Origin of the sequence: Acidovorax soli (genome assembly GCF_014207955.1) — a bacterium.
GTDB lineage: Bacteria > Pseudomonadota > Gammaproteobacteria > Burkholderiales > Burkholderiaceae_C > Acidovorax > Acidovorax soli_A.
In genome coordinates this window covers 83566-102982 of record NZ_JACHLK010000017.1, presented here as the reverse complement: position 1 = coordinate 102982, position 19417 = coordinate 83566, and the positions used below count along the sequence as shown (strand labels likewise).

General features: G+C 69.0%; 21 protein-coding genes. 9 read left to right on the top strand and 12 right to left on the bottom strand.

Annotated features, from left to right (window positions below):
- The first annotated feature begins 4 nt into the window (after positions 1–4).
- On the top strand, positions 5–724 hold the full coding sequence (locus tag HNP48_RS29590; protein ID WP_184864070.1) for an SIMPL domain-containing protein: 720 nt from the start codon (positions 5–7) through the stop codon (positions 722–724).
- A gap of 139 nt (positions 725–863) precedes the next feature.
- Here HNP48_RS29590 and HNP48_RS29585 read toward each other — a convergent pair whose 3' ends face one another.
- Positions 864–1643, bottom strand: coding sequence for an SDR family oxidoreductase (locus tag HNP48_RS29585; RefSeq protein WP_184864068.1), 780 nt, complete (start codon positions 1641–1643; stop codon positions 864–866).
- Between the two features lie 131 nt (positions 1644–1774).
- Between HNP48_RS29585 and HNP48_RS29580 the strand changes: the two genes are divergently transcribed.
- Positions 1775–2674, top strand: coding sequence for an AraC family transcriptional regulator (locus HNP48_RS29580; protein WP_184864066.1), 900 nt, complete (start codon positions 1775–1777; stop codon positions 2672–2674).
- A 16-nt stretch (positions 2675–2690) separates the two neighbouring features.
- On the opposite strand, the gene HNP48_RS29575 is transcribed toward HNP48_RS29580, so the two are convergent.
- From HNP48_RS29575 to HNP48_RS29565, 3 genes are all read right to left on the bottom strand, one after another.
- A complete protein-coding gene (locus HNP48_RS29575; RefSeq protein WP_184864063.1) occupies positions 2691–3305 on the bottom strand; it encodes a YdeI family protein in 615 nt (204 codons plus the stop codon).
- A gap of 23 nt (positions 3306–3328) precedes the next feature.
- Positions 3329–3757 carry a hypothetical protein gene (locus HNP48_RS29570; RefSeq protein WP_184864061.1) on the bottom strand — a complete coding sequence of 143 codons (429 nt, stop codon included), beginning with the start codon at positions 3755–3757 and terminating at the stop codon, positions 3329–3331.
- 139 nt (positions 3758–3896) lie between these two features.
- Positions 3897–4832 carry an AraC family transcriptional regulator gene (locus HNP48_RS29565; protein ID WP_184864059.1) on the bottom strand — a complete coding sequence of 312 codons (936 nt, stop codon included), beginning with the start codon at positions 4830–4832 and terminating at the stop codon, positions 3897–3899.
- A 110-nt stretch (positions 4833–4942) separates the two neighbouring features.
- On the opposite strand from HNP48_RS29565, the gene HNP48_RS29560 reads away from it, so the two are divergent.
- From HNP48_RS29560 to HNP48_RS29550, 3 genes are all read left to right on the top strand, one after another.
- Entirely contained in the window at positions 4943–5695 is a 753-nt protein-coding gene (locus tag HNP48_RS29560) for an SDR family oxidoreductase (protein WP_184864057.1), read from the top strand.
- 121 nt (positions 5696–5816) lie between these two features.
- Entirely contained in the window at positions 5817–6524 is a 708-nt protein-coding gene (locus tag HNP48_RS29555; protein WP_184864055.1) for a response regulator transcription factor, read from the top strand.
- A 37-nt stretch (positions 6525–6561) separates the two neighbouring features.
- Complete coding sequence (locus HNP48_RS29550) at positions 6562–6888, top strand: hypothetical protein (protein WP_184864053.1); 327 nt, start codon at positions 6562–6564, stop codon at positions 6886–6888.
- Here the strand turns inward: HNP48_RS29550 and HNP48_RS29545 are convergent.
- The 7 genes from HNP48_RS29545 to HNP48_RS29515 form a co-directional block, all read right to left on the bottom strand.
- Positions 6873–7511, bottom strand: coding sequence for a LysE family translocator (locus HNP48_RS29545; protein WP_184864051.1), 639 nt, complete (start codon positions 7509–7511; stop codon positions 6873–6875). The genes HNP48_RS29550 and HNP48_RS29545 overlap by 16 nt on opposite strands.
- A gap of 968 nt (positions 7512–8479) precedes the next feature.
- Positions 8480–8899: a gamma-glutamylcyclotransferase family protein gene (locus HNP48_RS29540; protein WP_184864049.1), complete on the bottom strand. Its 420-nt coding sequence runs from the start codon at positions 8897–8899 to the stop codon at positions 8480–8482.
- Positions 8896–9597, bottom strand: coding sequence for a M24 family metallopeptidase (locus HNP48_RS29535; RefSeq protein ID WP_184864047.1), 702 nt, complete (start codon positions 9595–9597; stop codon positions 8896–8898). Before HNP48_RS29535 ends, HNP48_RS29540 begins: the two co-directional genes overlap by 4 nt.
- Positions 9569–10489 (bottom strand): nitroreductase, encoded by a 921-nt coding sequence (locus HNP48_RS29530; protein WP_184864045.1) that lies wholly within the window; start codon positions 10487–10489, stop codon positions 9569–9571. Before HNP48_RS29530 ends, HNP48_RS29535 begins: the two co-directional genes overlap by 29 nt.
- A gap of 99 nt (positions 10490–10588) precedes the next feature.
- A complete protein-coding gene (locus HNP48_RS29525; RefSeq protein ID WP_184864043.1) occupies positions 10589–11080 on the bottom strand; it encodes a nitrate reductase associated protein in 492 nt (163 codons plus the stop codon).
- Positions 11070–15311: a sulfite reductase subunit alpha gene (locus HNP48_RS29520; RefSeq protein WP_184864041.1), complete on the bottom strand. Its 4242-nt coding sequence runs from the start codon at positions 15309–15311 to the stop codon at positions 11070–11072. Before HNP48_RS29520 ends, HNP48_RS29525 begins: the two co-directional genes overlap by 11 nt.
- Positions 15312–15616: 305 nt before the next feature.
- Entirely contained in the window at positions 15617–16081 is a 465-nt protein-coding gene (locus HNP48_RS29515; RefSeq protein WP_184864039.1) for a molybdopterin-dependent oxidoreductase, read from the bottom strand.
- A 123-nt stretch (positions 16082–16204) separates the two neighbouring features.
- Between HNP48_RS29515 and HNP48_RS29510 the strand changes: the two genes are divergently transcribed.
- Together HNP48_RS29510 and tsaA are read left to right on the top strand one after the other, a co-directional pair.
- Positions 16205–16552, top strand: a complete 348-nt coding sequence (locus tag HNP48_RS29510) for a winged helix-turn-helix domain-containing protein (RefSeq protein ID WP_184864036.1) — start codon at positions 16205–16207, stop codon at positions 16550–16552.
- The gene (gene tsaA, locus HNP48_RS29505; protein ID WP_184864034.1) at positions 16549–17040 is read left to right on the top strand and encodes a tRNA (N6-threonylcarbamoyladenosine(37)-N6)-methyltransferase TrmO; all 492 of its coding nucleotides are present in this window, start codon (positions 16549–16551) and stop codon (positions 17038–17040) included. The genes HNP48_RS29510 and tsaA overlap by 4 nt, the downstream gene beginning before the upstream one ends.
- Before the next feature lie 21 nt (positions 17041–17061).
- Here the strand turns inward: tsaA and HNP48_RS29500 are convergent, their stop codons facing one another.
- Positions 17062–17574 (bottom strand): DinB family protein, encoded by a 513-nt coding sequence (locus tag HNP48_RS29500; RefSeq protein ID WP_184864032.1) that lies wholly within the window; start codon positions 17572–17574, stop codon positions 17062–17064.
- A 150-nt stretch (positions 17575–17724) separates the two neighbouring features.
- Between HNP48_RS29500 and HNP48_RS29495 the strand changes: the two genes are divergently transcribed.
- Together HNP48_RS29495 and HNP48_RS29490 are read left to right on the top strand one after the other, a co-directional pair.
- Complete coding sequence (locus HNP48_RS29495; protein ID WP_184864030.1) at positions 17725–17997, top strand: hypothetical protein; 273 nt, start codon at positions 17725–17727, stop codon at positions 17995–17997.
- A 43-nt stretch (positions 17998–18040) separates the two neighbouring features.
- Entirely contained in the window at positions 18041–19372 is a 1332-nt protein-coding gene (locus tag HNP48_RS29490; protein ID WP_184864028.1) for a DUF2325 domain-containing protein, read from the top strand.
- Positions 19373–19417: the final 45 nt, after the last annotated feature.

The following is a 19417-nucleotide window of genomic DNA, read 5'->3' as shown; positions in this document are numbered from 1 at the left end:
CCCTATGAAGATCGCCACCCGCCTGATTGCCACCGCCGCCCTGCTGGCCTGCTGCACTGGTGCCGCCCTGGCCCAGAACACCGCGCCGCCAGAGCTGCGCAACGTGGTGCAGCTGTCGGCCACGGGCACCGTGGAGGCGCAGCAGGACCTGCTGGTGGTCACCCTGGCCACCAGCAAGGAGGGCGCCGACGCCAGCGCCGTGCAGGCCCAGCTCAAGCAGGCGCTCGATACCGCCCTGGCCGAAGCCAAGCGCAATGCGCAGACCGGCCAGCTGGACGTGCGCACGGGCCCCTTCGGCCTGTACCCGCGCTATGCCAAGGACGGCAAGATCAACGGCTGGCAAGGCCGCGCCGAGCTGGTGCTGGAAGGACGCGACTTTGCGCGCATCACCAGCACGGCCGGCAAGGTGCAGACCATGGCCATCAGCCAGGTGGCGTTCGCCCTGTCGCGCGAGGCCCGTGCCAAGGTCGAGGGCGAGGCCCAGACCCAGGCCATCGAGCAGTTCAAGGCCCGCGCAGCCGAGCTGGCCAAGGGCTTCGGCTTTGCCAACTACAGCCTGCGCGAAGTGGCCGTGAACAGCAACGAGATGTCCCCCGGCCCGCGCCCGCGCATGATGGCCATGGATGCCAACAAGGCCTCGTCCTTCTCCGAATCCGCCGTGCCGGTGGAGGCCGGCAAGGCGCAGGTGGTGGTCACCGTCTCGGGCTCGGTGCAGATGCGCTGAAGCCGAACTCCCTTGGAAGGGGAGTTCCAGCACTCTCGCGGGTCTGCATTCAGCCGGAGAGCTAGGCGGGGAGCCGCAGACAGTGCTGTAGCACGGCAAGGCTCTCCAACGACGCTGTCCGGTTGAAGGCAGGCCCGTTTCACAGAGCTTGACCGCCGGAGACTTCGATGCGCTGGGCGGTGACCCAGCGGTTGCTGGCGCCGAGCAGGCTGGCCACCATGGGGCCGATATCGTCGGGCAGGCCCACGCGGCCCAGGGCCGTGAGGCCGGCCAGGTGGCGGTTCAGCTCGGGGTTGTCGCGCACCGCGCCGCCACCGAAGTCGGTCTCGATGGCGCCGGGCGCCACGGTGTTCACCGCAATGCCGCGCGCGCCCAGCTCCTTGGCCAGGTAGCGGGTGAGCACCTCCACAGCGCCCTTGGCGGCGGCGTAGGCCGCGTAGCCCGGCAGCGACAGGCGTGTGAGCCCGGTCGAGAAGTTCACGATGCGCCCGCCATCGGCGATCAGCGGCAAGAGCGCCTGCGTGAGGAAGAACACCCCCTTGAAGTGCACATCGACCAGGCGGTCGAACTGCGCCTCGCTCGTCTCGGCGAACGCGGCGTAGTCGCCGTGGCCTGCGTTGTTCACCAGGTGGTCGATGGTGCTGCGGCCCCAGGTGGCCTGCAGCGCGGTGCGCAGGCGCTCGGTGAAGCCTGCGAAGCTGGCCACGTCGCCCGTGTCGAGCTGCAGGGCCACGGCCTTGCGGCCCAGGGCCTGGATTTCGGCCACGGCGGCCTGGGCTTCATCGGCCTTGCTGTGGTAGGTGATGACCACATCGCCGCCGGTGCGTGCGATGGCCAGGGCCGTGTTGCGGCCCAGGCCCCGGCTGGCGCCGGTGACGAGGGTGATGGTGGGGGTGCTTGCGGTGGTGGTGGATGGCATGGATGGGCTCCTGGTTGAACGGAATCCAGTGTCTGGCCCAAGCCCCTCGCCGTGTTGCGCAAACCACGCCAATCCTTGCCTGATTCTCCAAAATCAGTGCCAAAGCTCCTACAAAGCGTTACGCTCGGCACATGACGTCACCTTCCCTGCTGTTCCAGGCCGTGGCCCGGTACACCGATGCCCATGCCCACCACCCCGGCGTGCTGCCCACCGCCATCCCGGGCATGACGGTGGTGCGGGCCACCGAGCCCAGCGGGCTGCTGCACGCCATCTCGCACCCGCTGGTCTGCCTGGTGCTGCAGGGCAGCAAGCAGGTGACGATGGGGGCGCAGGCCTTTGATTTCTCGGCGGGCGAGTCGCTGCTCATCACCGCCGACGTGCCCACCGTGAGCCAGATCACCCGCGCCAGCGCGGCCGCGCCCTATCTGTCGATCGCGCTGGAGCTGAACCTGCCGGTGATTGCCGACCTCTCGGCCCAGATGGGCGCGGCGCCCCTGGGCGACCATGCCCCCGTGCGCGTGGACCCCACCGACGACGAGGTGGCCGACGTGGCCCTGCGCCTCATGCGCCTGCTGGAGCGGCCCGAGGCCGTGCCCCTGCTGCACGCCCCGCTGGTGCGTGAGCTGCACTACTGGTTGCTGGCCGGCCGGCACGGTGCCGCCATCCGCCGCCTGGGCTGGCCCGGCAGCCATGCCCAGCGCGTGGCGCGTGCCGTGGCCGTGCTGCGCAAGGATTTCGCCCAGCCCCTGCCGGTGGAAAGCCTGGCCGCGCTGGCGGACATGAGCCCTTCGTCCTTCCACCAGCATTTCCGCGCCGTCACTTCGCTGTCGCCCCTGCAGTTCCAGAAGCAGCTGCGCCTGATCGAGGCGCGCCGGCTCATGCTGTCCGAAGGCGCGAGCGCCAGCACGGCAGCGTTTGCAGTCGGCTATGAGAGCGTGCCCCAGTTCACGCGCGAGTACGGGCGCCTGTTCGGGCTGCCGCCGGTGCGCGACACCCAGGCGGCGCGGGGCAGGGCGCGCGAGGCGGCGTGAGCCTGCGGCTGCGGGCTCAGGAGGCCGCCTTGGCCTGCTTGCCCTGCGGGTAGATCGTCTCCCCCCGCGCCAGCATGTCGACAAAGGCCGCGATCTTCTTCTGCCGCCCGGCCGGGGTCTTGAGGTTGTGCACCCGGAACGCCATGGCAAAGCGGTTCTGCTCGGTCAGCGTGGGCAGCATCTTGCGCGCCTTGGCATTGGCGTCGATGGCGGCCTGCAGGTCGTCGGGAATCTTCAGGTTCTTGCCGCTGCCGTAGGCACGGTCCCAGCGGCCATCGGCCTTGGCCGCGTCGACATGGGCCAGGCCATGCGGCGTCATGCGCTTTTCCTTGACCAGCCGGGCCACGTTGTCCACATTGATCTGGCTCCACACGCTCTTCTTGCCGCGCGGGGTGTAGCGCTGCAGGTAGCTGGTGTCGTCCAGGCCCTTGCGGATGGCGTCGATCCAGCCCCAGCACAGCACCACGTCGATGGCTTCCTTGGGGGTGATGGAGGGCAGGCCCGAGGCCAGCTTGTGGATCTTGATCCAGACCTCGGTTTCCTGGTCGTGGTGGCGGCCCAGCCAGGTGTAGAAGGCCTGGGCGTCGGTGAATTCGTGGACTTTGCTGGGATCGACGGTGATGGCTGCCATGAAAGAAGCGGCTTCCTGGTTTTTTATTTGCTGAAGGCAATCAGTGTCCACACGATGATGGCCAGTTGCCCGATGTTGATCAGTATGGCCGTCACATGCGTCTTGCGAAAGCCCGGGATGGCGGTCACATAGTCGGTGGCCGACTGGATCCGCGCGCCCAGCGCATCCATCTTGGGGATGACCTGGCGGCGCAGCACGACGGCCAGTGCCGCCAGCGCCGCGGCACCCGCGGCGATGCCGGGGCGCCCGGCGGCCGCAAAGCTGATGGCCGTGGCCACTGCGGTGAGGAAGGCGGCCCGGTAGTACAGGTTGAAGAAGGCGCGCACGAAGCGTGCATCGAGCGGCGTATCGTGCTTGAGCACCAGAAGCGGGATGGAGCCCATGATGAAGTAGGCCGTGGTGACGAGCAGGGCCACCGTGAAGAACATGGCGGCGATGAGGGATGCGGACATGGCGGGTTTCCTCCCTGCGGTGGGGTGGCGCTTTGGCGGTCTGTCCGGCAGTGGGCAAGGGCTGTCTGGCAGGTGCGACCATTGTAGGATCCGCCCCAGGCCTGCTTCTCAGGGAATGCGAGCATGCGAGGGCGCCGGGCTACGCCTGCTCCCTGGCATACCGCCCGGGCGGCATGCCCACATGCCGCGTGAAGGCCACGCCGAAGGTGCTGACCGAGCTGTAGCCCACCTGTTCGGCGATCTCCGCGATGGCCAGCTTCCCCTGGCGCAGCATCTGCCGGGCCAGCGCCATGCGCCAGGCCAGCAGGTATTCCATGGGTGCCATGCCCACCGTGCGGTGAAAGCGCCCGAAGAAGGCGCTGCGCGACATGGCGGCCTGCTGCGCGAGCCGGCCCATGGTCCACGGCTCCTGGGGCTGCTCGTGCATGCGGCGCAGCGCCAGCGCCAGTTGCGGGTCGGCCAGGCCCCGCACGAGGCCGGGTGCGGCCTGGGTGCGGGCCGATGAACGCAGGGCCTCGATCAGCAGCACCTCCAGCAGGCGCGCCATCACGATCTCGCGTGCGGGCCGCTCGCTGCGCGACTCGTCGCCCACCAGCTCCACCAGGGTGGCCAGGCGCCGGTCGCCGCGCACGTGCAACCACTGAGGCAGCAGCGGCACCAGCAGGGCCGCGTCGGGCGACTCGAACACGCAGTGGCCCACCAGCATGCGCACGTCCACCGGGCTGGCCGGGTCGCCCACGCGCGCGCCGCCGGGCATGGGGGCGATGGGGGTGTCCACGGTTTCGCCTTCGCGCGGGGGCGCGCGGTCCACGCTGCTGGTGGCGAAGCTGCGCGCCGCAGGGATCAGCGCAAAGTCGCCCTGCTGCAGCGTGAGGGTCTCGCTGTGCGCGGGGCTGTCCACCCGGTCTATCGTGAGGTGGCAGCTGCCTTGCAGCACCACGAAGTAGAACGGCCGCCCGGTCTCGCTGCGGCGCACGGCCCAGGGGGCCGACGCCACCACGAGCTTGGAAAACGGAGCGGCAGGCCGCAGCAGCGAGACGACTTCCGCCAGCGGATCGGTGGCCGGGGCGTTCATGGGGGCTGGACGCTTTCGACAAAACAATGGACTGGCGAGTGTATTCAATCCAGGCGGGCCTTCCTACCATCGGTGCCTTCATTCATTGCCTGCCACCTGGAGTCCACCCCATGCCCAACCCATCCACCGTACTCATCACGGGCTGCTCGTCCGGCTTCGGCCTGGAGACGGCCCGCTTCTTCCTGAACCAGGGCTGGCGCGTCATCGCCACCATGCGCACGCCGCGCGAAGACCTGCTGCCGCCATCGGATTTCCTGCACGTGCTGCCGCTGGACGTGGCCGATGCCGACAGCATCCGCCGCTGCATCGCCGATGCCGGCCCCATCGACGCGCTGGTCAACAACGCCGGCATCGGCGTGCTCGCGCCTCTGGAGGGCATTGCCATGGAGCATGCCCGCGAAGTCTTTGAAACCAATGTGCTGGGCACCATCGCCATGACCCGGGCCGTGCTGCCGCAGATGCGTGAGCGCCGCGCGGGCGTGGTGGTCAACGTCACCTCGAGCGTCACGCTGCTGCCCTTGCCCCTGCTGTCGGTCTACACCGGCAGCAAGGCCGCGGTGAATGCCTTCACCGAGTCGCTGGCGCTGGAGCTGGCGCCCTTCAACGTGCGCGCCCGCCTGGTGCTGCCTGGCCGCGCACCCGACACGCGCTTTGGCCAGAACGCGCTGCCGCGCATGGTCGGCAGCGTGCCCGAGGCCTATGCGGAGTTCCGCGACCGCGTGTACGCCGCCGTGCGCGACACGGCCACGCCCGTGACGCACGCCGACGACGTGGCCCGGGCGGTCTGGCGCGCGGTGACGGACGCGGCGGCGCCCCTGCGCACCCCGGCCGGGGCCGATGCGCTGGCCCTGGCGGGGGCGTAGCCGGGGCAGGGCGTGGCGGCATGCCCGCTTGTCCCTAGAACTAGGGACAGCGCAAAAGCCGATGCTGTGGGAAACTCCCCGGGCCCCACGCCTGTCCGAGAGATTCCAGCCCGTTCCGCCCATGTCCCCAGCCCTTTCAACAAGCCCTGCCAGCATCCAGATTGCGCTCGTGGAGGACGATCCGCAGTTCCAGGCCGCGGTCGCCTCGGCGATCCGGCAGACGGACGACATGCGCCTGCTGTGGGTGGCCGACACGCTGGCGCAGGCACTGCAGGCGCTGGGCCAGGGGCCGGCGGCCGATGTGCTGCTGGTGGACCTGGGCCTGCCCGACGGCTCGGGCATCGAGGCCATCGCGGCGGCCGCGCGGCTGTGGCCCGCCTGCGCGGTGATGGTCAGCACGGCCTTTGGCGACGAGGCGCATGTGCTGCAGTCGATCGAGGCCGGCGCCAGCGGCTACCTGCTCAAGGACAGCATGCCCGAGCGCATCGTCGGCGAGATCCGCAGCCTGCATGCAGGCGGCAGCCCCATCAGCCCGCTGATCGCCAGGCAGGTGCTCATGCGCTTCAAGCAGGCCAGTGCGCCGGCCTCGGAGTCCGCCGCCCATGCCGACGCGGATACGGCGGAGGCCAGCCACGTGGTCACACTGTCCGCCCGCGAGCGCGAGGTGCTGCTGTACATCACCAAGGGCTTCACGGCCGACGAGATCGCGCGCGTGCTGGAGGTCTCGCACCACACGGTGCTCACCTTCGTGCGGCGCACCTATGCCAAGCTCAAGGTGCGGTCCAAGGCCGAGGCGATCTACGAGGCGCGGGCCCGGGGCCTCATCTGATCGGGTGCCGTGGCGGCGGTCGTCCGCTTCCTTCTTCTTGCGCCACCTGCATGGCGTGCGCCACCGCACGGTCTCCCTGGTGGCCAGTGTGGTCACCGTGCTGGTGAGCGCCGTGACGCTGCCCATGGTCAAGCTGCTCCCGGCAGCGGCGGTGGTGTTGCCGCTGTGGTACGTGGTGCTGGTGCTGGGGAGCACCCTGTTCGCCGTGGCCTGCCGCGATGCCTGGCATGCCCGCTCCAGCGAGGCCGGGCTGCTCGGCGGCTGGCGGCTGGGGCTGGGGGCTTTTGAGCCTGCGCGAGCGCGAAACCGAACGTCCGAAGCCGGTGTGACGATATTTTCCGGCCGCGTTCAGCCCAGCTTGTGACGCGTGTTCAGCAGGCCCAGGCCCAGTGCAATGAAAGTGCCGCCCACGATGCGGTTGAACAGCCGGGCCCGCGCCACCACATGGCGCTTGACCAGGGAGATCAGCGCCACGTAGAAGGCGTGCGAGATCAGCGCGCAGATGGCGAAGGTGGTGGTCAGCAGCAGGTACTGGGTGAACAGCGGTTCACCGGGCACGATGAATTGTGGGAACAGCGCCGAGAAGAACAGAATGGACTTGGGGTTGGTGAGCGACACGCCCAGCCCCTGCACCAGCAGTTGCCAGTTCTTGCGCTCGCGCCGGTCGGTGGGGGCCTGGCCGGCATCGCTGCTGATCAGCGCATCCTTGCTGCGCCAGCGCTTGACGCCCAGCCAGATCAGGTACATCGCGCCCACCACCTTCATCACCAGGAAGGCGTTGGCCGACATGCTGAGGATGGCCCCCATGCCGAGCATCGCCAGGCCCGAGACCAGGTAGATGCCCGCCGAGCTGCCGACCGAGCTGAAGGCCGTGCGCCGGGCCCCCACGTCCATGGAGTTGGAGACCGCCAGCAGCACAGCGGGGCCGGGGGTGAAGCACATCAGCAGGGAGACGCCGCAGAAGAGGAGCCAGTGGGGGAAGGTCATGGTGGAGGTGCTTTCATGGGGGCATCGGCCGCTGATTGATTTTCTTTGAATCGGTACGGGGGCGCTGCTGTGGGGTTGATCGGTATGGGGATGGATGCATCATGTGTCGGGCGGGGGGGTGGAAGCTTCGTTGGGTGGCTTATCGTTGTTCAGTTTTGCCGTCTCTTTTTGTCGCGTGCTTTTTCACAGGGCGGAGGCCGGGATGTGCGCCCGGCGGCGCACCTACTTTCTTTTTGCGCAAAAAGAAAGTAGGCAAAGAAACAGCGCCCCGCTGTCTGCGTCCCCCGCTCGCCCCGTCGGGCGAACGGGGGCAACCTGCGATGCTCGGATCTGGGGTGGGCGTCGATGAACTCGCTGCGTTCCCCCTGCGGGTGAACTCCGCTCAGACAGCATCGACGAGCCAGACGACGAAGCGTGTGTGTCCTTCGGCACACACGCCCACCCCAGCTCCTGCGCTTCTCGGCGCAGCCAGAAGGGGTGGGGAGCGGGTACCACACGGCTGCTGCCTTGGCAGCAGCGCCGGGTGTCAGTTACGCGCTGCGCGCTGCCGACGCCACTGGCGCGGCGGCCCTGCCCAGGCCAAGCGCAGCGAGGCAGATCGGGCCGAGCGAAGCAATGGCCCGTGTCGGTATCCACCCCCTTCTGACCGTGCCGAGAAGCGCAGGGCCTGGGGTGAGCGCGTGCCGAAGGACACGCGCATCGTTGTCTAGCTTGCCGCAGCTGTCTGAGCGGAGTTCGAAGAACGCAGCGAGTTCTGCGGCACACCCCAGGACCGAGCATCGCAGGCTGCCCCCTCGCCGCCGGGCGAGGGGGACACGGGCAGCGGGGTCGTCTTTTCTTGGCCTACCTTCTTTTGACGAAGCAAAAGAAGGTAGGTGCGCCGCCGGGCGCACATCCCGGCTCCCGCACTCAGCACAGGCATGCCGTCAAAACCGCCGCGCCGCGGGAAGCACTTCCCAGCCCCGCCCTCAATCCCCGCCCACACCCCCCGCATTCCTCGCATCCACATACACCCACGCCTGCCGACCCGACACCAGCGCCACGCGCACACGCTGGTAGTCCGCCACCTCGTACGCATCGGCCTGCGCCAGCTCGTTGGGGGTGATCGCAAACACGGTGCCCGGGATGGGGCTGCCAGGGACGTCCCCGGCGGCGCAGCGCACCAGCACCGGATGGTGCGTCTGCCCGCTGGTGGCCACGACGGCCGGGTCCTGGATCTCCAGCAGGTCCAGCCGAAAGCCCGGCAGCTGGTCTGCCTGGCCCGCGAGGCGCCGGCCAAAGGTGGACAGCTGCACGGCCTCCAGCTGCAGGGTGCCAAAGGAAAACAGGTGCTCGCTCTCGCCCTGGCTGGTGAGCGGCTGCGCAGGCGCGGGGTGCTGTGTCGTCACGGGGTGTCGTCCTCTGTCAGAAGGTCTTCATAGAACGCGCCGAAGGGACGCGTCGGGTGGGCGATCTGGATCTCCAGGATCCACAGGCCCGTGCGGGGGCACAGGCCGAAGTCTCCGAGGTTGCCGGCCTTGTAGATGGCATGGGGGAAATCGCAGACACGGTGACCCTTGATGTCCTGGTTCAGGCGCCAGCCCAGGGCGCGGGCGCGCTCGGCGGCGTAAGCATACAGGGCCTGGCCGCTGGTCTTTTCGCGCCGCCATTGCTCGGCCACCTCATGCCAAAGCGTGCTGGCAGCCTGGGCGCAGGCGTGCATCTCAGGGTCGTCGCCCACCACGAAGGTGTCGCCTGCATCGCCCTCATGGCCCTGCCATACGGGGCCGATGTCGATGAAGAAGATGTCCTGTTCGCCCAGTACGCGCTCCGGGTCGGTGCGCTCCTTGAATGTGGCGAGGGTGGCTTCGCCGAAGCGCACGATGAGCGGGTGCCATATGCGGTCCATGCCCATCTGCTTGAGCACGCCCATGGAGTGCGTTTGGGCCTGCGCCTCCGTCATGCCGGGCCGGATGCCATCGGCCATCTGGGCCACGGCACGCCAGGACTGGCTGCGCGCGTACTGCATGCTGCTCGGGGAGAACTTGGCGCCCGTGGCTTCGCGCCGATCGGGGGCTTCAATGGTGTCGGTTGTGCTTGTCGTCATGGATGGGGTCGATCTCGAGGTCGGCTTCGGGTGGTGAACGGGGCACATCGGCCGCAGGGGTGCCATGGGGCTGCCAATGGGACAGGACGTCTTCCGGGCTTGCGTACTTTCTGGCCGGAGGTGCTTGCACCACCGACCCCAGGCTGATGAAGCCCGCCAGCGATTCGGCCGGCTGCAGGCCCAGCTCGGCGCTGAGCTGCGGGTCGAAGCAGCGCTCGCCACTGAGCACGATGGCGCCAAAGCCCAGTTGGTGGGCTGCATTCAGCATGTTGCCCAGAGCGGCACCGGCCGACAGCCACTGCTCGCGCAAGGGCACCTGCGTGCGCGCCTTGGGCGAGACGATGAAGGCCAGCAGCACCGGCGGGCGCAGCGCATGCTCGCGGGCGCGCTGCAGGTCGGCAGCGGGGGCCAGCGGGTCGCGGCGCCGCTTTTCGGCCTCGAAACAGTCGGCCAGCTGCGCGCGCTGCCCACCGGCAAACTCCAGCAGCCGCCAGGGGTGCAGGCCGCCATGGTCGGGCGCATGCAGGCCGGCCTGCGCGATCAGGGCCAGGTCGTGTGCGCTGGGGCCGGGGCCGCACAGGCGCTTGGGCGATACCGAGCGGCGTTCCAGCAGGGGCGCCACCAGGGTGCGCCGGCGCGAGGTGGCAAAGCACTGTGCGAGCTGCTCGAAGGCTGCACAGAAGTCATTGGCCCAGGCCAGCACGCGCTCGCCCTCGGGGGTAAAGCCCTGGAAGGTCTGCCCCGGCACAACGATGGCATGGCCGTACTCCTCCTCCGCGGCGTGCACCACCTGGTTCAGGCGCTCTTCGGTCACCCCGCAGCGCTCGGCCGCACGCGCCCAATCGCGCTCCTGGCCCAGCGCCACCAGGCATTCAAGGTTTTCACGCTCCATGAGAGGCTCTCCGTCCCGGGATGGTCATTCGATATAGTTTACAAAACATATCGATGGCGCAGCATCGTGCGCTCCAAGGCCAGTGCAAAAGGCCGCGGCTCAGAGGCCGAACTCCAGCAGTGCCGGCAGGAAGTTCGCGTTCTCATGCCCGCCGCGCGTAAGCTTGACCAGGGCAAAGCGCTGCAGGGGCGCGAGCTTGCCCCAGCCCGCAAAGCGCTCGGCCGCAATCCCCTCGGCCAGCCCTCTGGCCAGCACCGCAGCCGGCGCGCTGCGGACATCTGCCCACGCAGGTGCAGCATCGATGGCGAGCCGCACCGGCTTCTGCCCGATCGCCTCCAGCGCCTGGCAAAGGGCCTCGCCATAGCCGCGCACTTCTTCCTCGGACCGGGTCGGCAGGCCCACGCAGCGGGCGCGGGTGGCATGGTCGAACTGGCTCCAGGCCCGCAGCGACAGCTTGACTCCGCACAGGTCGAGCTTGAATCGCACGGCCATGGGAATGCACCGCAGCGAGCTGACGAAGTCCGACTCGAAGCGGAAGAACAGGCCCTGTTCCGGGTTGCCCAGCGCGGCCGGTCCGGGCTCAATAGACATCGCGCACATACCGCTTCTCCTGGGCCATTCGGGACACGTAGGCATTCGCCGCATCGGCACTCAGCCCACCATGCTGTTGCACGATGGCCTTGAGCGCTGCATCCACATCCCTGGCCATGCGGCTGGCATCGCCGCAGACGCAGAATTGGGCGCCTTCCTGCAGCCAGGCCCACAGCTCGGCCCCGCTCTCGCGCATGCGGTCCTGCACATAGACCTTGTCGGCCTGGTCGCGTGAGAACGCCAGGCTGAGCCGGGTGACCAGGCCGTCCTGGTGCATGCCTTCGAGCTCCTCGCGGTAGTAGAAATCGGTGGCTGCATGCTGTTCGCCGAAGAACAGCCAGTTGCGCCCGGTGTCCCCGCGGGCGCGGCGCTCGTGCAGAAAGGCGCGGAACGGCGCCACACCGGTGCCCGGGCCGACCATGACCAGCGGCGTGCCTGGCGTCGCGGGCGGCTTGAAGTGCGCCGACTTCTGCACGAAGATGGGCACATCGATGTCCTGTGCCCGGTCAGCCATGAACGTGGAACACACCCCTTTGCGCAGCCTTGTTCCGTTCAGGTAGCGCACCGTGGAGACGGTGAGGTGCACCTCATCGGCCTGGGCCTTCGGGCTCGATGAGATCGAGTACAGGCGCGGCTGCAGGCGCTTGAGCACCGCCAGCCACTCGGAGGCGCTGGCCGTGATCGGGTAGGCCTGCAGCAGGTCCACGATCTGTTGGTTCCACAGCCAGGCCTTGAGCTGCTCCTGGTGCCCGGGCTGGAGCAGGCGGGTGAGTTCATCGCTGGCGGCCCGCTCGGCCACGAAGCGCAGCACCTCGGGGGTGATGCGCGCCACCTCGTGGTGGCGCAGCAGGGCCTGTGACAGGGGCATGTGGCCCAGGTCCTTGACCGACACCTCGACCGCGGGCGACAGTTGGAGCGCCGACAGCATGTCCCCCACCAGTTCGGGGCAGTTGGCGGGCCACACGCCCAGCGCGTCGCCGGCCTCGTACACCAGGCCCGAGTCGGCCAGGTCGAAGGCGATGTGCCGGGTCTCCTTCTGCGCGCCCTCGCCGTTGAGGCGGCGGTTCATGAGCAGGCGCGTGCGCAAAGGCTGGTGTCGGCTGAAGGCAGACGGGCCGGGTGTTGGCGTGGATGGGACGCCGAGCGCCAGGGTGTCGTCTTCGCCGCCGTCGTCTCCCGCCACCGCGGGCGCAAGCTGCGCTGCTGCCCTGGCCCCTGCCAGTGCCTTGCAGACCGATTCCAGCCATGCCGCTGCGGGTGCCTGGTATTCGGGTTCGCAGTCCACGCGTTCCACCAGGCGCCTGGCGCCCAGCTGTGCCAGGCGCTCGTCGAGCTTGCGGCCAAAGCCGCAGAACTGGTCGTAGCTGGAGTCGCCGAAGGCCAGTACCGCATAGCTGGCGCCCTTGAGCTGGGTGGCCCCTTCGCCCTGCAGCGCCTGCCAGAACGGCGCGCCGTTGTCCGGCGGGTCGCCGTCGCCAAAGGTGCTGGCCACCAGCAGCAGGTGGGCTCCCGCGGGCAGATCGTCGGGCCGCAAGGCATCCATCGCGGCCAGCGTGACGGCGCAGCCCTGGGCCTGCAGGCGCTGGGCGCACTGGGCCGCAAAGCCCTCGGCATTGCCCGTTTGCGAGGCCCACAGCACTGCCACCGGGGTCTGCGCTGGTGCGCGCGGGGCCTCGACCTGCGCGGTGCTTCTACCCTCGGCCATGCCCAGGGCCGGTTGCGTGCCCGCCGGCAGCCAGGTGCGCGAGAACAGGCCCGCGAGGATGCCGTCGATCAAGGCCTTCTTGGCCGGCGCCAGCGGGGCGCTGGGCGGCAGCGTGGGCACACCGCCCAGCTTGCGCGCCTCTTCGCTGTGCAGGCCGGTCAGAAAGCCTTGCAGGTAGAGCTGTTCTTGGGCCTCGAGCGCCGGGACGGGGGTGGCCTCCAGGCCCAGCAGCCGGGCCAGTGCGTTGATCTGCATGGTGTGGTGTTCTCTTGCGCAGGTGTCGGAACCGTCGTGGAGCATCTCGGCCATGGCGGCCACGGTGCCCAGAGGGGTGTCTTCGGGGTCGTCTGCATCGATCACCTGCGATGGCACAGGCGCCACGCGGGCCAGGATCACGGCGCAGAACTTGAACTCGGGTTGCTGGGACAGTGGGTCGATGGCGTCGCTGGTCACGGCATTGATGGCCAGGTCGTCGCCATACACGTCGTTCCAGTGGAAGGGCGCAAAGCAGTTGCCTGCACGCACCCGGTCGGTGACCACGGCGGGCAGCACCGCGCGGCCGCGGCGCGAGCGGATCTCCACGCTGTCTTTGTCGCGGATGCCCAGGGCTGCCGCATCCTCGGGGTGGATCTCGACAAAGGGCCCGGGGTTGAGCTTGGTCAGCGTCGGGATCTTGCCGGTCTTGGTCATCGTGTGCCACTGGTGCTGCAGCCGGCCGGTGTTGAGCACGAAGGGGTAGTCCTGGTCGGGCATCTCGGCCGGATCGCCATGGGGCCGGGCGAAGAACACCCCCTTGCCGCTGGGCGTCGCAAAGGCGATGCGCGGCCGCGTGCCGTCCTCCAGCACCCGCAGCTTCTGGCTCACCCCATCGTTGAGGTAGCGGATGGGGTGGCGGTCGGCACCGTCATCGGGCGGGCACGGCCACTGCAGCGGCGTCTCGCGCAGCCGGGCGTAGCTGGCCCCGCGGATGTCATAGCCCGTCTTGGGGTTCCAGAAGCGCTTGATCTCCTCGAACACCTCTTCGGCGCTGGCGTAGCTGAAGGCGTGGGCATAGCCCATCGCGCAGGCCATGCGGGCAATGATCTGCCAGTCCGGCAGGGCCTGGCCCGGGGGCTCGACGGCCTGCTGCATGAGCGCCAGGTTGCGCTCGGAGTTGATCATCACGCCCTCGGCCTCGGCCCACAGGGCGCCGGGCAGCAGCACGTCGGCGTAGCGGTTGGTCTCGGTGTCGAGAAACGCGTCCTGGGTGATGACCAGCTCGGCCGCCTGCAGGCCGGCGATGACCTTTTTGCGGTTGGACACCGTGGCCACGGGGTTGGTGCAGATGATCCAGCAGGCCTTGATACGGCCCGCGGCCATGGCATCGAACATGGCGACCGTGCCGCCCGCCAGCCGGGTGTGCAGGGTACCGCGTGGCACGCCCCACACGTCCTCCACGTACGCGCGGTCGTCTTCGACCAGGATGGCGCGCTGGCCGGGCAGGCCGGGGCCCATGTAGCCCATCTCGCGGCCCCCCATGGCATTGGGCTGCCCGGTCAGCGAGAAGGGGCCGCTGCCTGGCCGGCAGATGGCCCCTGTCGCCAGGTGCAGGTTGCAAATCGCGTTGGTGTTCCAGGTGCCGTGCGTGCTCTGGTTCAGGCCCATGGTCCAGCAGCTCATCCAGTTGCCGGCCTCGCCGATGAGCTGGGCCGCCTGGCGGATACCGGCCTCCGGGATGCCCGTGATCGCGCTGACCCGGTCCGGCGTGTATGCCGCCAGAAAGTCCGGCATGGCTTCCCAGCCCTCGGTGAACTGGGCGATGAAGTCGGGGTTGGTGTGGCCGTTGGCATGCAGCAGGTGCAGCAGGCCGTTGAGCAGCGCCAGGTCGGTGCCCGGCTTGATCTGCAGGAACAGGTGCGCCTTGTCTGCCGTGGTGTTGCGGCGCGGGTCCACCACGATCAGCTGGGCACCCGCCTTGACCCGGTCCATCATGCGCAGGAAGAGGATGGGGTGGCAATCGGCCATGTTGGCGCCGATCACGAAGAACACATCGGCCTTGTCGAAGTCCTGGTAGGAGCCGGGCGGGCCGTCCGAGCCCAGCGACAGCTTGTAGCCGCTGCCCGCGCTGGCCATGCACAGCCGCGAGTTCGACTCGATCTGGTTGGTGCCGATGAAGCCCTTGGCCAGCTTGTTGACCAGGTACTGGGCTTCCAGCGACATCTGGCCCGACACATAGAAAGACAGGGCGTCCGGCCCGTGCCGATCGCGCATGGCGGCCAGGCGCCGGGCGGTCTCGGCAATGGCCGCATCCATGGCCACCTGCACGGGCTCGCGCTGGCGGTCGGCGCGCATGAAGGCGGCCTCCATGCGGCCAGACTCGCTGAGCGCCTGCGCGCTGGTCGAACCCTTGGTGCACAGGCGCCCGAAGTTCGTCGGGTGCGTCTTGATGCCCGTGACCTTGATGACCTTGCGGTCTTCGACCTGCAAGGCCACGCCGCAGCCCACACCGCAGTAGGGGCAGACGCTGTTGACGGAGGTGGTTGGCAAGGAGACTCCCGGTGCAAGGCCCAAAAAAAGGCGTCCGCACTGCCCAGGCATCGCTCGAAAGCGCGTGCCCAGGCCGTGCGGACGCCGTTGTCCATGTCCAGAAAGCAGCCCCCGTCTTTACGGGCCGCCCTGGCGATCAGCATTGATCGTGCGGTGGGTGAGCAAACTCCGTGCCATCGATATGCACCAAAAAATACATCGAAGCAGCGGTGGCGGCAGTGGCTTGTGGTGCTGGTGCAGGCAGGACCCGTGCCCCGCCCCCGGGGTGTGCACCGATCTTGTGCGCCGCGATGGTGCAGACGCTGTCAGTCCGGCAGGCGCAGAATCTCGATGCGCGCCAGCCGGTGCAGGTGGCGCGGCCCGCGAAAGGTGTCGGCCGCCGAGATCAGGGCCACCTCTCCATCGGCAGGCGTGCCCAGCGCCTGGCCGTCGCGCTCGGTGACGAGCAGCACCTGCTCGCCCACGGCGGTGTTGAACAGCTCGTACCAGCTGAAGATCACGCGGTAGCCGTCGGCGCCGTGGCACAGCACCAGGGTCTGCTTGAGCTCGGCCCGGTGCCGGGTGCCAAGGCCCGCCTGCTCCAGCACCGCCTTCAGGCGCACGCCGGCGAACCCGTCGGCGCGCGACACCAGCCGCCCGGTCATGCAGACGATGTCGGCCGGCCCCAGGTCCACGCGCGGCAGGGCCCGCAGCCCCTCCACCGAAAGCCGCAAGGGCTGGCCGGCCAGGCCTTCGAGCTGCACCGGGGCTGGCGAGGAGAGCAGAGGCATCGGGGCTTCCGGTAAAGTTCTGGCGATATGTTCATTCTGACATGACGATGGTTTTGCATGGGGTATGGGCCGCATGCGGTACGCTCGGTGGTCCTGTTGCCCCGCTTACGCCCCGCTTTCGCCATGAAGTCCAAAGTCCAGTTCCGCGTGCGCATCTACCGCGACGACAGCATTGCCATCGGCCCCGGCAAGGTGCAGCTGCTGGAGACCATTGCCGAAACCGGCAGCATCTCGGCCGCTGCGCGCCAGCTCGACATGTCCTACCGCCGGGCCTGGCAGCTCGTGTCCGAGATGAACGGCGCCCTCATCGAACCCGTGGTCACCACCGCCAAGGGCGGCTCGCACGGCGGGGGTGCGGGCCTGTCGCCCACGGGCATCCAGGTGATCAAGCACTACCGCGCCATGGAGGCGGCCGCGCGTGCCGCCGCCTCGGCCGACATCGCGGCCCTGAACCGGCTGCTGGCGCCATGAACCCGCAGGACCCCATTCTTTGCCGGCCCTTGGGCCTGGTCCGCAGCCCCTTCACCGAAACGGCGGGCATGCCCATCCAGACGGCGGGCTCGCCCGGCGAACCCGGGCATGTCGAGGTGTTCGAGGAATTCCGGCCCGGCCTGCGCGACATCGAAGGCTTCGACTACCTGATCCTGCTGACCCATTTGCACCGCGCGCAGGAGCGGCTGGAGGTGGTGCCCTTTCTCGACGACACCAGCCACGGCGTGTTCGCCACGCGCGCGCCCGCGCGGCCCAACCGCATCGGCCTGTCCATCGTGCGCCTGGTGGCGGTGGAGGCGGGCGGCATTCTGCGCTTCACCGGCAACGACATGCTCGACGGCACGCCGGTGCTCGACATCAAGCCCTATGTGCCGCGCTTCGATGTGCGCGAGACCGGGCGCATCGGCTGGTTTGCCAAGAAGATTGGCGAACTGCCAGTGGTGCGCGCCGATGGGCGCATGGACTGACGGCTGGCTGGGCGCCGTCAGTCAACCCGCTGGCTGCGCCACATCACGCAGAAACACCGGCAGGTCCATGGTCGGTGGCTTGAGCCCCAGGCCATAGAGCATGTCTGCCACATAGCCGCGGTGGTAGGTCTTGTGGTTCACCACATGCAGCAGCATGTCGCCGCGGGTGAGGCGGCCGGCGCCGCCATCGACAAAGCGGAAGTCCACGCTCTCCTGCAGGTCCTGCCCACTCAGCGACTGGGCGTAGCCGGCGTACCAGGCATCCTCTTGCGCCTGCAGGCCGGCGAGTTCTGCGCAGGGGATGTAGGCGGGGGCGGAGCGCGAGGTGAAACCGTGCGCTTGGCCCAGCAGGTGGGCTTTCCAGATCAGGTCGACGACGTACACATGCCCGAGCACGCCGGCCATGCCCTGGGGGCGGCCATGGCAGGGGGCTTTCTGCCCGGCTTCGGGCACGGCCTGCAGTGCCTGGTACAGGCGCTGGTTGGCCCACTGCGTGTAGCGGGTGAGCATCTCGATGTTGCGCTGTGCGCCCATGCGGTCTCCTTGCATTCACCGCGATGGAGCGGCAGTGGGGCCATTGTCCACGGGGTGGATCGATCCTGCAGGCTTGCCGGATGGCGTGAGTTTCAATATATTCCTGAAAACATATCGAATCCCTGGCCTCTCAAGAATTCCCTATCCTCCATGCACGATCTTGAACATGACACGGTGGTCCGCTCGCTCTGCGGTGGCGCACAGCTGCGCCGCGTGGCACCGGTGCAGGAATGGCGCGTGGAGCCGGAGCTGGGGACGGACCGGCTGGTGCTCTCCCTCACCACCGGCGCAGGCGGGGTGTGCTCGTTCCTGGTCGACAGCGTGGACGCACTGGACATTGCGGAGGTGCTGAACCGCCGCACCCAGCCATCGGTGCCACGGCCGTTGCCGGCGGGATCGCCCTCTTCACCGGTGGAGTGCTGACCGAACCGCTTGCGGGGCGAGCATCGCACCACCCGTCCCGGATATGCAGAAACCCCCTTTCCAGCTCGCGGCGTCAGCCAGGGCATTGCCCGGTGCGCCATCCCCTGCAGCCCAGGCCTGCTGTGGCGACAGCGGGCACGGCCCCCATGCCCCTGGAGCAGCAGCGCAGGCCGGCCCCGAGCGCATGCGCCTGGCCCAGCTGCCGGGCCCCTACCACTGCTCCATCATCGGCACCTGCCTGGGCACGGGAGAGTTGGCCCGGCTCATGGGCCGCTTCATCGACGTGCAGGGCCTGGACGACCTGGCCCTGCACCACGAGGCCGTGGGCCTGGCCAATGAAGGTGGTGCGGTTTGCAAGGCCCTGGGCAAGGCGCTGGACCAGCGGCACGACGCCGCACTGCGCCAGTTCGCCAAGGCCAGGGACGCGGCGGCACTGGCTGCGCTGTGGGACGAGGCCTTGCACAGCGGCGAGGTCCCTGGCGCCTACTGGGCCGTGCTCACGCACCGCCACGCCACGCAGGCGCTGCGCCAGAAGGCCTTTGGCGACGTGCACATGCTCTCGCACCTGGTGGGCGCGGCCAACCGGGCCGACATCCGCCGCCTGGTGGCGCTGGAGCGTGAGAACCAGGAGCTGCGCGAGCGCCTGGAGCGCCAGCAGCAGCGCGCGCAGGAGGCCGCGGCCGAGCACGCCAGCGAGCTGGGCGAGATGCAGCGCAGCCTGATCGGTGCGCACGGCCAGCTGTCGGCCGCCCAGGCCGCGTTGCAGCGCGCCGGTGGCGATGGCCAGGGCGGTGATGCGCAGCGGCACCACGCCCAGGCCGATCTGGTGGCCGTGCAGACCGCCAGGCGCGAGCGCGCAGAGCAGGAGGCCCAGACCTCCCACGCCGAGGCCCGCCAGCTGCGCGAGGAACTGGAGCACCTGCGCCGGCACGTGCGCGTGCTGGGCGGCGAGCTGCATGCGGCAGAGACCCAGCTGCGCGAAGCCATCACCGACAGCGAGGAGGGTGCCCGGCCCGTCGCCGCGCTGGAGGGCCAGCTGCGCGGCCGCCGTATCCTCTATGTGGGCGGGCGCCCCAGCTCCACCCCCGCCATCCGCAGCCTGGTGGAGCGCCACGGCGGAGATTTCCAGCGCCACGACGGCGGACACGAGGACCGCAAGGGCCTGCTGGCCTCGGCCGTGTCGGGCGCGCACCTGGTGGTCTTCCCCGTGGACTGTGTGGACCACGATTCGGCCACCAACCTCAAGCGCTTGTGCACCAGGTTGGGCATCACCTACCTGCCGATCCGCAACGCCAGCGTGGCCAGCTTTGCGGCGGGGATTTCGGCGCGGCCCGATGAGGCCGGGTCCGGGCCGGCGCAGTGTTTGCGGTCCTGAGGGGCGATCCGGCGCGCTTGCAGCACCCAGGAAGGAGAGGCCGCG